The 12,400-nt window shown below is 67.0% G+C and carries 11 protein-coding genes; 9 read left to right on the top strand and 2 right to left on the bottom strand.

All coding sequences use genetic code 11. From position 1 onward, the window contains the following. Positions 1–45: 45 nt before the first annotated feature. From ACILR9_RS28425 to ACILR9_RS28410, 4 genes are all read left to right on the top strand, one after another. Positions 46–1,173 (top strand): NAD(P)/FAD-dependent oxidoreductase, encoded by a 1,128-nt coding sequence (locus ACILR9_RS28425; RefSeq protein WP_395713378.1) that lies wholly within the window; start codon positions 46–48, stop codon positions 1,171–1,173. A gap of 29 nt (positions 1,174–1,202) precedes the next feature. Beyond that, the gene (locus ACILR9_RS28420) at positions 1,203–2,537 is read left to right on the top strand and encodes an aspartate aminotransferase family protein (protein ID WP_395713346.1); all 1,335 of its coding nucleotides are present in this window, start codon (positions 1,203–1,205) and stop codon (positions 2,535–2,537) included. Further along, positions 2,534–3,499, top strand: coding sequence for an agmatinase (gene speB, locus ACILR9_RS28415; protein WP_395713345.1), 966 nt, complete (start codon positions 2,534–2,536; stop codon positions 3,497–3,499). The genes ACILR9_RS28420 and speB overlap by 4 nt, the downstream gene beginning before the upstream one ends. Before the next feature lie 80 nt (positions 3,500–3,579). Continuing rightward, positions 3,580–5,340 carry a Calx-beta domain-containing protein gene (locus tag ACILR9_RS28410; RefSeq protein WP_395713344.1) on the top strand — a complete coding sequence of 587 codons (1,761 nt, stop codon included), beginning with the start codon at positions 3,580–3,582 and terminating at the stop codon, positions 5,338–5,340. Between the two features lie 86 nt (positions 5,341–5,426). On the opposite strand, the gene ACILR9_RS28405 is transcribed toward ACILR9_RS28410, so the two are convergent. Continuing rightward, on the bottom strand, positions 5,427–7,319 hold the full coding sequence (locus ACILR9_RS28405; RefSeq protein ID WP_395713343.1) for a DUF4214 domain-containing protein: 1,893 nt from the start codon (positions 7,317–7,319) through the stop codon (positions 5,427–5,429). Between the two features lie 22 nt (positions 7,320–7,341). Continuing rightward, complete coding sequence (locus tag ACILR9_RS28400; protein WP_395713377.1) at positions 7,342–8,481, bottom strand: iron-containing alcohol dehydrogenase; 1,140 nt, start codon at positions 8,479–8,481, stop codon at positions 7,342–7,344. Between the two features lie 233 nt (positions 8,482–8,714). On the opposite strand from ACILR9_RS28400, the gene ACILR9_RS28395 reads away from it, so the two are divergent. The 5 genes from ACILR9_RS28395 (at position 8,715) to ACILR9_RS28375 (ending at position 12,387) form a co-directional block, all read left to right on the top strand. Further along, the gene (locus ACILR9_RS28395) at positions 8,715–9,074 is read left to right on the top strand and encodes a hypothetical protein (protein WP_395713342.1); all 360 of its coding nucleotides are present in this window, start codon (positions 8,715–8,717) and stop codon (positions 9,072–9,074) included. Positions 9,075–9,117: 43 nt separating this feature from the next. Next, positions 9,118–10,524, top strand: a complete 1,407-nt coding sequence (locus ACILR9_RS28390) for a M20 family metallopeptidase (RefSeq protein WP_395713341.1) — start codon at positions 9,118–9,120, stop codon at positions 10,522–10,524. Between the two features lie 18 nt (positions 10,525–10,542). Beyond that, the gene (locus ACILR9_RS28385) at positions 10,543–11,100 is read left to right on the top strand and encodes a sigma-70 family RNA polymerase sigma factor (protein WP_395713340.1); all 558 of its coding nucleotides are present in this window, start codon (positions 10,543–10,545) and stop codon (positions 11,098–11,100) included. Next, positions 11,097–11,777 (top strand): ChrR family anti-sigma-E factor, encoded by a 681-nt coding sequence (locus ACILR9_RS28380; protein ID WP_395713339.1) that lies wholly within the window; start codon positions 11,097–11,099, stop codon positions 11,775–11,777. Before ACILR9_RS28385 ends, ACILR9_RS28380 begins: the two co-directional genes overlap by 4 nt. A gap of 61 nt (positions 11,778–11,838) precedes the next feature. Next, positions 11,839–12,387: a carboxymuconolactone decarboxylase family protein gene (locus tag ACILR9_RS28375; protein WP_395713338.1), complete on the top strand. Its 549-nt coding sequence runs from the start codon at positions 11,839–11,841 to the stop codon at positions 12,385–12,387. Positions 12,388–12,400: the final 13 nt, after the last annotated feature.

Here is a 12,400-nt window from a genome sequence, read left to right as displayed (position 1 = left end):
CGAGCAAACGGCTGGGACCCTCTCTTGAGTTCAACATTACCGGTAGTGATCATTGGCGGTGGCGTCATGGGCTCGTCGACCGCCTGGCATCTGGCGACGGATCCCAATTTCGACGGCAAGGTGGTCGTGATCGAGCGCGATCCGACCTATGCGCGGGCCTCCTCGGCGCTGTCGGCGAGCTCGATCCGCCAGCAATTCTCGACGCCGCTCAACATCCATCTGTCGCGCCATGGGCTCTCGGTGCTGCGGCGGGCGCCGAAGCTGCTGGGCGTCGATCTCGGGCTCAAGGAGCCGGGTTACCTGTTCCTCGGCAGTCCCGCGGGCGAGGCGGTGCTGCGGGCCAATCATGCCATCCAGAAAGGCGAAGGCTGCGCCGTCGAGCTGCTGGACGCGGAGGCGCTGCAGCGGCGCTTTCCCTGGATCGCGACCGACGGCGTGACGCTGGCCTCGCACGGGGTCGCCAATGAAGGCTGGTTCGACGGGCCGGCGCTGATGCAGGCGTTTCGCCGCAAGGCGCGCGAGGCGGGCGTCATCTATGTCGCGGACGAGGTGGTGGGTCTCGCGGCCGACTCCGTCGTGCTGCGCGACGGAGGACGGCTCGCCGCACGCACCATCGTGCTCGCAGCCGGGCCTTGGTCGGGCGCGGTGGCCGCGCTCGCCGGCATTGCCCTGCCGGTCGAGCCACGGCGGCGCTCGGTCTTCGTGTTCGACGTGCGCGAGCCGCCCGGGCTGACGCCGCTCACCATCGATCCGTCGGGCACCTGGTTCCGCCCCGAGGGCCGCTTCTACATCGGCGGCACGACGCCCGCCGAGGGCAACGACCCGGGCGGCGCCCCGCTCGAGGTCCAGCACCAGGAATGGGACGAGATGGTGTGGCCGGTGCTGGCCGGTCGCGTAGAAGCCTTCGAGGCGGCCAAGGTGGTGAACAGCTGGGCAGGTTATTACGAGTACAACACCTTCGACCAGAACGGCATCGTCGGCCGCCATCCGGGGATGGAGAGCCTGATCTTCGCCACCGGTTTTTCCGGCCACGGCATTCAGCAGTCGCCGGCGGTCGGGCGCGCCGTTGCCGAGCTGATCGTGCATGGCAGCTATCGAACGCTGGACCTGACGTCATTTGGTTATGAGCGTCTATCCGCAGGCCGGCCTATCCGGGAGCTGAACGTGGTGTGATACTGTCCTCATACAGAGGAGAGAGAACCGTGCCCGATCAAACCCTGGTCAATTCGGACCTGCACTCCGCGCTCGCCGAGGCGCGCCAAGCCTACGCCGCGCGCAATCAGAAGAGCCTGGCGCGCCACAATGAGTCCTGCGAGGCGATGCCGGGCGGCAACACGCGCACGACGCTGCACAATTCTCCCTTTCCGCTGACTGTGGCGCGCGGCGAAGGCTGCCGTCTGTGGGACGTCGACGGCCACGAATACATCGACGTGCTGGGTGAGTACACGGCGGGCATCTACGGCCATTCCCATCCGGTGATCCGCGCCGCCATCGATCGCGCGCTCGACCACGGCTGGAATTACGGCGGACGCAACGCCAACGAGGCCCGGCTCGCCAAGCTGGTGGCCGACCGCATGCCGTCGATCGACCTGGTCCGCTTCACCAATTCGGGCACCGAGGGCAACGTGATGGCCCTGGCCGGCGCGCGTGTGTTCGCGCAGCGCAACGGCCGCAAGGCCGCCACCAAGGTCATGGTGTTTCACGGTGGCTACCATGGCGGCGTGCTCTATTTCGTGAGCGGCGGCAGCCCGGTGAACATGCCGTACGAGTACGTCGTCGCGCCCTACAACGACGTCGAGGGCACGCGTGCGCTGCTCGCCAAGCACGGCGAGGAGCTGTTCGCGGTGCTGCTCGAGCCGATGCAGGGCAGCCACGGCTGCCTGCCGGGCGATCTCGCCTTCCTCCAGATGGTGCGCCAGGAGACCAAGGCCCGCGGCATCACCATGATCTTCGACGAGGTCATGACCTCGCGCCTGTCGCCCGGCGGCCTGCAGGAGAAGACCGGCGTCATCCCCGACATGACCACGCTGGGCAAGTACATCGGCGGCGGCATGTCGTTCGGCGCCTTCGGCGGCCGTCACGATATCATGGAGCTGTTCGACCCGACCAAGCCGGACCATCTGCCGCACGCCGGAACCTTCAACAACAACGCCCTCACCATGGCGGCCGGCGCGGCGGGCTACGGCGAGGTCTACACGCCGGCGGCGGCCAAGGAGCTGAACGAGCGCGGCGAGCGCATCCGCCAGCGCCTGAACGAGATCTGCGCGCGCGAGAAGGTGGCCTTCCAGTTCTCCGGCATCGGCTCGATGATGACGGCGCATGCCACGACGCGGCCAATTCGGACCGCGGCCGACATTGCGACAAGCAACCAGGACGCCAAGGAGCTGTTCTTCTTTGACATGCTGGCGGCCGGAATCTGGATCGCCCGGCGCGGCTTCGTCGCCCTCAACATCATGATCGGCGAGGCCGAGGCCGATCGGTTCGTCGCCGCCGTCGAGGAGTTCGTCGTTGCCCGCAAGGCGCTCTTGAAAGCATGAAGGATTTTCCCCAGCCCGTGGCCGGCACGGTGGTGCCGCGCTTCGGCGATGTCGCCACCTTCATGCGCCTGCCGCTGTTTCGCGATCCGGCCGAGGTCGAGATCGGCATCGTCGGCGTGCCGTGGGACGGCGGCACGACCAACCGGCCGGGCGCCCGCCACGGCCCGCGCCAGATGCGCGACCTGTCGACCATGATGCGCCGCGTCCACCACGTGACGCGGGTGGCGCCCTACGAGCTGGCGCGCTGCGGCGATCTCGGCGACGCCCCGGTCAACCCGGCCAGCCTCGACGATTCGCTGGAGCGCATCGGCAAGTTCTTCACCAGGATCCATGCCGCCGGCACGGTGCCGTTGTCGGCCGGCGGCGATCACCTGATCACCCTGCCGATCATGCGCGGCATCGCCTCGGGTCAGGCGCCGCTCGGCATGGTGCATTTCGACGCCCACAGCGACACTTGGGACACCTATTTCGGCGGCTACAAGTACACCCACGGCACGCCGTTCCGCCGCGCTGTCGAGGAGGGCCTGCTCGATCCCAAGCGGACGGTGCAGATCGGCATCCGAGGCTCGCTCTACAAGCGCGACGACAACGACTGGGCGGTCGAGCAGGGCATGCGCGTCATCACCATCGAGGAGTATTTCGACCTCGGCGTCGAGAAGGTGATCGCCGAGGCCCGCCGCGTCGTCGGCAGCGGCCCGACCTACGTGAGCTTCGACGTCGACGGCCTCGACCCGGCCTACGCGCCGGGCACCGGCACCCCCGAGATCGGCGGCTACACTCCGCACGAGGCCCAGCGCCTGCTGCGCGGTCTGCGCGGCCTCAACCTGGTCGGCGGCGACGTGGTCGAGGTCTCGCCGCCGTTTGACATGAGCGGCAACACGGCCCTCGTGGGCGTGACGATGATGTGGGAGATCCTCTGCCTGCTCGCCGAGGCGGTGGCCAAGCGGAAAGGGCGGTTGTAGAAGAGACCTTCAGGGCGCGTGCTGCTTTAAAATCGACATAATGTCGTGGCATCGCGCCGGCTGCTTCAACGTTGCCGCTCATGATTGGGCGCACGCGTACTTTTTCGCGCAGCTTCTGGAACCCTTACGGCAATCTTGGTGAGCCAACAGGACGCGGTCTCACCGGCCGCCACCGACGATCTGTCGATAACGATCACCGCGCTCGAGCGTCTCACCAGCCTGAGGGAGCCTACGGCGGCAGCCCTTTTCTTTACACGATGACGCGCAGCGGAGACACCTCGGAGGCGCGACTTGTCTACTGGCGTGCGTACGGCTCGGGCGAGCATCCGGCTGACGGTTCGGACCTCGCCGTCTCAAGCGGAGCGGTCTCCTTCGCTCCCGGCGAGACCAGCAAGACGATCAGGGCCCTGAGCTGGGGGGACATCAACATCGAGCCCGACGAAGGTTTCACGGTAACTGCCTATGATCCGGCGTCCAGCCTGGACTATGGGATATCGGCGAGCGGCACGATCCTCAACGACGACACGAGGATCGCGATCACCACCCTGATGCCATGGCTGCGCGAGGGTTCGGTCGATGGCGAGGGTGCCGAGTTCCTGTTCGAGGTGACGCGCTGGGGCGACCTTTCGAAGGCTCACGGGGTGGCCTGGACGGTGGGGTTGGACGGGGCCGACTATTTCGACTTTGTCGACGGTGTGCGATTCAGCGGACCGAGCGGTGTCGCCGCGTTCGAGCCGGGAGAGACCAGCAAGACTATCGCCATCCGTATCGCCCCCGATGCCGTCATGGAGCCCGACGAGGCATTCGAGGTGCGGTTGTCGAACGAGGTCGGGCTGACTGACGGCCACACCGTCGCGACGGCCACCATCTTGAACGACGAGGCGACCATCGAGCTCCATCGATTGACGTACGGGGAGGACGAGGGTGACAGGGGCACGACCGCCTTCACCTTCGAGCTCATCCTGTCGGGCGATATCGCCGTGCCGCGCACGTTCTCCTGGGCGGCGACGAAGGCCTGGGAGGGCCTTGGGGTCTACTCCGCCGACGCTGCGGACTTCGCTGGCGGTGTTTTCCCGAGCGGCACGGTGACATTCGCACCGGGCGACACCCGGAAGACGTTCACCGTGCTGGCGTCGGGCGACACGTCGTCGGAGACCAATGAAGACTTCATCGTGCAGCTCGGCGATCTGCCGTCTGGAGTCACCTCCACGTCGGACATCGCATGGAACTTCATTCGCAACGACGACCCGCTGCCGGTCGTCGTGCACGATGATGCCTATGTCACGACCGAAGGCCACTGGGTGTCGCTGTCCCAGTTTCAGGTGCAGGTGAACGGGCAGGCCACGCCCGGCGTGCTGGGCAACGACATCGGCGCCACCGCTGTCGTGCTCGGCTTGGGGCCGCGTCACGGCACGGTAACGCTCGATGCCAATGGCCTGTTCACCTACAAGCCCGACGCCAGCTTCCACGGGACCGACAGCTTCACTTACACCGCCGTCGGGCCGGACGGCCACGATGACGGGCGGGTGACCATCCACGTGGTGCCTGTCATCAAGAGCCAGATCACCACCCTGAACCTGCTGGCCCTGACACCTGAGGAGCAGATCGCTGTGACCTACGTCGCCTTCATGGGACGCGCGGCCGATGCCGAAGGCTTCGCATTCTGGCTTGATCAGTTCCATGCCGGCCTGTCGACGCAAGAAACCAAAGCGCTGTTCGGCAACATCGCGAGTTCGTTCGCAATCAGCGACGAGGCCCCAGCAGGAGCACGGCATGGCGTGGTCTGGCGCGGCCGACATTGCCGTGGCGACGGAGCTGCTGAAAGGCGTCTCCTCGAGTGACAGCAGCATCCTGGCCGGCATCAAGCACGGCGACGACTACGTCGCCGTGCACGGCTGACCGAGCTGTCGCTCGCGAATCTGCTCGGTCAGACGTGGATCTGCCCGGTGATGCCGACCAGCGTCACCACCAGCTCGGCCGTGTCGACCGCCGCTGCAGCGGCGGCATAGGTGTCGGTCAGGTGATTGGCAGCGGTGACGCTCGCCGCCGTGCTGTCGGTGAGCGCTGCCACGGCCCGCGCTTGCGCGATGTCGTTCAGGCCCTGCTCGAGCGCGAAGTAGGCGCCGACGGCGACATGGTTGGCAATGTACTGCGCATCGGCGCTGCCGCCGCCCGACGCCAACGCGCCCAGCACCAGGGCGAGCGGTAGCTTGTGGTCGGGCAGGCGGCCGCCTGAAACTTCCGCGACCCAGTAGGCGAGGCCACCTGCGTCGGGTGCGCGGCCGAGCACGTCCTGGTAGGCGGCGGTGACGAGTTCGCTCGCGCTGTGTGTCGCCGGCCGCAGGGCCACGGCCTCGGCCGAATCGTGGAAGCTCTCCGCGATGTCGGAGAGGCTCATGCCTTCGCCGAAACGGGCCACCCAGTAGTGCAGGCCGGTCGCATCGGGGGCGCGGTCGAGATAGGCGCCGTAGAGCTCGATCACCGGGGCAAATTTTTCGGCCGGCAGGTTGGCTGCCTTGACCAGCCAGGTCAGGTCGACCGTCTGGTCGGCGTACTGCAGGAACTGGATGTTGAAGATGCTGTCGGTGCCGTGCGTGCCGCCGTTATCGTGGACCGTCAGCGCCTGCTGGCCGGCGGCGATCGACACCGCGAAGCTCTGCGCCTCGTCCCAGAAGATCAGGCGGTTGTTGGAGCCAGCCGTGGCGACGACCGTGTCGTTGCCGCCGCCTGCCAGGAAGCTCGCATCGGGCGCGGCGGAGTACATCACGTCGTTGCCGCTGCCGGCCATCTGCGTGTCGATCGGCGTCGCCGACCACGCCGGCAGCGAGATGCCCTGCTTCAGGCCGGTCGGCGTGAACGACGGCCCCTGCGAGAAGATGCCGTACTGGCCTTCCCAATTGGTGATCGCCGGCTGGTCGAACGCGTCGAACAGGAACATCGGCACGGTCATGTGGTTCGAGGTGTTGTACTGGCTGTCGAGCCACGCCACGATCTGCTGATAGACGTTCTGCTGGTTGCCCTGACCGTAGAAGGTCGAATAGCCAGTCTCGCCGATCGCTACCTCGCCCGCGCTGCCGAGGCTGGTGCTCGCCCCGGTGAAGTAGTTGATGTCGTACTGGTAGTCGGTCGATGATCCGTTGTTCTGCGTGTATTGGTTGAAGAACACCATCGGCGTGTTCGAATTCCAGCCCGTGCTCCAGTTGCTGATGATATACTGGGTCGTGTTAAAGGCGATCGGGTTGGCCGAGGCGGTCGCCGGGTAGTTGGCGATCGTCGTCGACACCGGGATCGAGTCCAGCCCCGCATTGGCCAGGGACGTCTTGAGGTTGATGAAGGCCGAGTTGATCCAGCCCTGGTAGCTCGGGAAAGCGGGATCGGTAGGCGGCGGCCCGTTGGCGTCGAGCTCGTTGCCGATCTGGATCAGCGCCAGCGATGCTTCGACGTTGGCCACGCTTCCGAAGGCGCCGATGATCATCTGCACCCACTGGTCGGTGTAGGTCGAGCTGGTCATCAGCCCGGCCGACCACGCCGTGCCGAATCCACCGCTCGCCACCGCGTTGTTGTTGGTGCCCATCACGAGCTGCATGCCGGGGTGGGCCACGATGTAGCCGATCGCCGCCGCCTGCGTCGGATCGATGACCGGCGCGCTGCCCGGAGGCACGCCGACCGCCGCATCGTGGTAGGTCCGCACCAGCTTGAAGTACTGACCGATCTGGTCGAGGTCGGCGCTGATGCTGCGCCCGGTGCGCCCGTTCTCCCAGGTCTCGTAGTCGACGCCCAGGTTGTAGTTGAACGGCGTGTTGGTCGGCACAATGGTCATCAATCGATCTTTCTCTCGGGTCTCAGGCGGCGAGGGTCAATATCTCCTGGATCTCGGCCGGTCCATGGATGAGGCGGGGATTGCGCGGCACCCACGGCGTGCCCATCGCCTGCTTGGCGATGCGCTCGAAATGCTCGCGGCCAATCTTCACCGCGCCGAGCGTCCTCGGCATGCCGAGGTCGGCGATGAACTGGTCGAGCACGTCGCCGGCGTCCTTGCCGGGATGGCCCATCGCCGCGGCGACGGCGGCCTGCTTGTCGGCGTTGGCCGGCTTGTTCCAGCGCATCACCCACGGCAGCATGATGCACGAAGTGTGGCCGTGCGGCACGTCGAACACGGCGCCCAGCACGTAGCCGATGCCATGGCTCGCGCCCATCGGCACGCCGGCCGCCAGCCCGCCCATCGACAGCCACGAGCCGATCTGGCAATCGAGCCGCGCCTTCATGTCCTTCGGATCGGCCAGTACGCGCGGCAGGCCGCGCGCCAGCATGCCGAGGCCGTGCAGGGCGGAGGCGTTGGTGAACTCGGTCGATTCGTTGGAGCAGACGCCCTCCACGCAGTGATCGACGGCGCGGATGCCGGTCGACAGGAACAGCCACATCGGCGTGTGCCGCGTCACCTCGGGGTCGAGGATCACCGCGCGGGGGATCGTGAGGGGGTGGCGGAACATCTCCTTGACCTTGGTCGCCTCGTTGGTGACGCCGGCGATGCCGGAGAACTCGCCGGCCGACAGCGTGGTCGGGATCGAGATCTGACGCACCACCGGCGCCTTGACGTCGGCGGCGCGGATCTTGTCTATCTCCTCGACGCTTTGGATGCCATTGGCGAGGCAGAGCTGGACCGCCTTGGCGCCGTCGGTGATCGAGCCGCCGCCCACGGTGACGATCAGGTCGGCCTTGGCCTCGCGCGCCTGCCGGGTGGCGGCAATCACCGCCGAGCGCGGCGAGTGCGCCGGCATGCTGGCGAAGGTGCCGACGCACTTGTTGCCGAGCGCGCGGCGCACTTTCTCGACCTCGTCGGTCTCGCGGTCGAGCGTGCCGCTCGCCATCACGAACACCCGCTCGGCGCCGTAGCTCTCGACCAGCGCCGCCACCGACTGGCCGGCCGGCTTGCCGTAGCGGACTTCTTCCATATCGGTGAAAACGACGCGCCCCGCTGTCAGCATTCTGCCCTCCCGGAAAGCACCATCTTGCCTACAATTCAGCCGCGCACGCCAGTTACCCAACGACCTCTATGAAGCGGGCAAAAGGGACGCTAAACATCCGCCGGCATGGTGGGCAGGCAGGCTTGGGTGACGGTGACGGCGATGGCACTGAGACGAGCGGGATTCGGGCAACCAGGGGGCGGGCTGTGAGCATCGGGTTGGCGTTCCTGCTCCTGTGTTCAGGCGGATTCATGGCGTTCATGACGGCGGCGGCGCTGCAGACCGAGGGTCCGCAACGCCAGCCGATCGTGCTGTGGCCGACGCTGCTGCCGATGGCGATGGTGTTCGCCGTCATCGTTGTTGCGACGGCATTCTCGCGATGGGCCGCCCATTATCACGATTGGGGCGTAGCGCTGACGCATGTCTCCTACGCCGTCCTGATCGGCAGCGTGGCAGGGCTGCTGACGGCGGTGTGGATCAATGGCAAGCCCGGCTGGTGCCAGTCGATCGTGCGCTTGGCGGCACGCGCTGCCGCCAATCCCGGCGCCGCCTGGCTCGGCGCCCTGGCGGTCACCGTGGCCTTCGTCGCGGGTGCCCTGTCGGGGTCGTAACAGTGCTAGTCTGCTAGTCTATGGCTGGAACAGGACGGGAAAAATGACGAACGGAACCCGGGAAGGCGCCATCGCGCGCGCCGAACTGTACTTCGACGACGGTGGTTTCCTGACCGAGCTGCAGCGGCGGGTGGCGATCCCGACCACCAGTCAGGAGAAGGACTCCATGCCGGCCCTGCAGGAGTACGTCTCGGGCGAGATGACCGAGTCTCTCGAGAAGCTCGGCTATGAATGCACGGTGCTGCCCAATCCGCGCGCCGAATACGGGCCGTTCCTGATCGCCCGCCGCGTCGAGGATCCGGCAAAGCCCACGGTGCTGACCTATGGCCATGGTGACGTGATCCGCGGCCAGGACGATCAATGGCGCTCCGGCCTGTCGCCGTGGAAGATCGTCATCGAAGGCGACCGCATGTACGGCCGCGGCACGGCCGACAACAAGGGCCAGCACACCATCAACATCGCCGCTCTCGCCTGCGTGCTGCAGGAGCGCGGCGCGCTCGGCTTCAATTCGACCGTCCTGATCGAGACCGGCGAGGAGACGGGTTCGCCGGGCCTCGCCGATTTCTGCAAGGTCAACAAGGCCGCGCTGAAGGCCGACGCCCTGATCGGCTCGGACGGACCGCGCCTCGATCATCGCCGGCCGACCATCTTCGGCGGCACGCGCGGCACGATGAACTTCAACCTCAAGCTCACCTATCGCGAAGGCGGGCACCACTCGGGCAACTGGGGCGGGCTGCTCTCCAATCCCGGCATCGTGCTGGCGCACGCGCTCGCCACCATCACCGACCGGCGCGGCCAGATAAAGGTGCCGGAATGGCGGCCGACCACGCTCACCAACTCGGTGCGTGCCGCGCTCGCCGATGCCCATATCGATGCGGGCGATGGCGCGCCCAAGATCGATCCCAATTGGGGCGAGGAGGCGCTGACGCCGGTCGAGCGCGTGTTCGGCTGGAACAGCTTCGAGGTGCTGGCCTTCAAGACCGGCAACCCTGACCGGCCGGTCAATGCCATCCCGCCTTCGGCCATCGCCTACTGCCAGCTCCGCTTCGTCGTCGGCACCGATCCGCACGATATCCTGCCGGCGCTGCGCCGCCATCTCGACCGCCATGGCTACCAGGACGTCGAGCTCGAAGCGGCGCGCGACGTGATCATGCACGCAACGCGCCTCGATCCGGAGAATCCATGGGCGAAGTTCGCCGCCGGCTCGATCGAGAAGACGGCCGGCCAGAAGCCCAACATGCTGCCTAATCTCGGCGGCTCGCTGCCCAACGAAGTGTTCACCGACATCCTTGGCCTGCCCACCGTGTGGGTGCCGCATTCCTACGCCGCCTGCTCGCAGCACGCGCCGAACGAGCACTTGCTGGCGCCGGTCGCGCGCGAAGGGCTGAGGCTGATGACCGGGCTGTTCTGGGACCTCGGCGCCCATCCGCCGGGCGTCGCCCGGGCCTGAGGACCCGTTGAGGCGGCGATGCTGTCGCCCGAGGAAGCGGCCGACCTGATCGAGGCCATCGCGACCCGACAGGATCGCGCCGCCTTCGCCGGGCTGTTCCGCTACTTTGCACCGAAGGTGAAGGCGTTCCTGATGCGCGGCGGCGCCGATTCCGACAGCGCGCAGGAAGTGGCGCAGGAGGCGCTGATCGTGGTGTGGCGAAAGGCCGCCAGCTTCGACCGCAGCCGCGCCTCCGCCGCGACCTGGATCTACACCATCGCCCGCAACAAGCGCATCGACCTGTTGCGCCGTACCGGCAAGCCCGCCATAGAGGTGGAGGATTGGCTGACTGTCTTCGCCCCCGAGGACGACGACGCCGACAAATCCGTTCTCGCCGGACAGACGTATAGCCGTTTGCAGGAGCTGCTGCGCACCCTGTCGGCGGATCAGCTGGTGGTCGTCCAGAAGGCCTTCTTCGAGGACAAGTCGCACACCATGATCGCCGACGAGCTGAAGCTGCCGCTCGGCACTGTGAAGTCGCGCATTCGCATGGCCCTCGGGCGATTGCGCCAGGCACTGGAGAAGGACGCGTTATGAGTAGCCGCCATCCGGCTCCCGACGAGCTGCTGCTGGACTATGCAGCCGGCACGTTGGCGGCCGGTCCCGAGCTGGCGGTGGCGCTGCATGTCGCGCTCGACCAGGACGCGCGGCGCGCGGTCGGCCGGCTGGGCGCGCTCGCGGGCGCGATGCTGGAGGGTGAGCCGGCGGCTGAGCTCGACCCCGGCGACGCGGCGCTGGCGCGCGCCCTGGCCGCCATCGACAGCGTTCCGGTCGAGGCGCGTTCGCCCTCCGTGCAGACGATCGGACACCCGGTGCGACGCCCCGGCTTCGACTGGGCGCCGCCGCCCTTGTTGCGGCATCTCGACTTGTCCGCGACCTGGCGGCGCGCAGTCGGCGGTTTCGAGGAAATCCGGCTCAGCCTTCCGGGCGACACGCACCGCGTCTCGCTGCTGCGCCTGGCACCCGGCCGCGGCCTGCCGATGCATCGCCATGTCGGCACCGAGTACACGGTGGTTCTGCAAGGCGGCTATACCGATTCAACGGGCAACTACGCGGTCGGCGACTTTGCCGTCGGCCCCGGCCCCGAGCAGCATGAGCCGATCGCCGATCCCGGAGACCCGTGCATCGCCCTGATTGTGCTCGAGAGACCGATCGTGCTCACCGGCCCTTTCGGCCGCTGGCTCAATCCTCTGGTTAGGCGCGGTCTGATCTGACAAGTTCCCCGTCATTCGCCTCCCCAAGCTTCGCTTGGGGAGGAGTATTCGAGGGGTGACCATGTCGCGTATTCCATACTACGAGATCGACAAGGCCGAGGGCCGGCATGCCGAGTTTCTGCACAAGCTCGGACCGCACCTCAACATCTACCGCATGCTGGCCAACTCCGAGAGCGGCATCAAAGGCTTTACGCGCATGGGCAATGCGCTGCTCCATCGCTGCGAGCTCGATGCGCAATTGCGCGAGCTCGCGATCCTGCGAGTCGGTCGCCTGAGCCGTGCCGCCTACGAGGTGTTCCAGCACGAGCGCATTGCCCGCGAGGTGGGAGTCCCCGAGGAGAAGATCACCGCCCTGCGCGACGCCACCATCGAGGCACCCGCCTTCGGCGACAACGACAAGGCCGTGCTGCGCTACACCGACGACGTCGTGCGCAACGTGCGCGCCTCCGACCGGACCCTGAAGCCGGTCGCGGCCTTGCTGTCGCGGGGCGCGCTGGTCGAGCTCACGCTCACCATCGGCTACTACATGATGGTTTGCCGCTTCCTCGAATCGATGGGTGTCGACGGCGAGGAAGGGCAGGCCGAATGGCTCAAGACGGCGAAGCTGTAGGCGAGGGATCGGC

The sequence above is a fragment of the Reyranella sp. genome (genome assembly GCF_044224635.1).
In the GTDB taxonomy this organism is placed as follows: Bacteria; Pseudomonadota; Alphaproteobacteria; order Reyranellales; family Reyranellaceae; genus Reyranella.
Note: the sequence above shows the minus strand (reverse complement) of the source record. Positions and strands in the feature narration are given on the sequence as shown.

Excerpts from the sequence above, each read along its gene's own strand:
- speB (WP_395713345.1), top strand. The coding sequence starts at position 2,534 with ATGAAGGATTTTCCCCAGCCCGTGGCCGGCACGGTGGTGCCGCGCTTC.
- ACILR9_RS28410 (WP_395713344.1), top strand. The coding sequence starts at position 3,580 with ATGATTGGGCGCACGCGTACTTTTTCGCGCAGCTTCTGGAACCCTTAC.
- ACILR9_RS28405 (WP_395713343.1), bottom strand. The coding sequence starts at position 7,319 with ATGACCATTGTGCCGACCAACACGCCGTTCAACTACAACCTGGGCGTC.
- ACILR9_RS28395 (WP_395713342.1), top strand. The coding sequence starts at position 8,715 with ATGGCGTTCATGACGGCGGCGGCGCTGCAGACCGAGGGTCCGCAACGC.
- ACILR9_RS28390 (WP_395713341.1), top strand. The coding sequence starts at position 9,118 with ATGACGAACGGAACCCGGGAAGGCGCCATCGCGCGCGCCGAACTGTAC.
- ACILR9_RS28385 (WP_395713340.1), top strand. The coding sequence starts at position 10,543 with ATGCTGTCGCCCGAGGAAGCGGCCGACCTGATCGAGGCCATCGCGACC.
- ACILR9_RS28380 (WP_395713339.1), top strand. The coding sequence starts at position 11,097 with ATGAGTAGCCGCCATCCGGCTCCCGACGAGCTGCTGCTGGACTATGCA.
- ACILR9_RS28375 (WP_395713338.1), top strand. The coding sequence starts at position 11,839 with ATGTCGCGTATTCCATACTACGAGATCGACAAGGCCGAGGGCCGGCAT.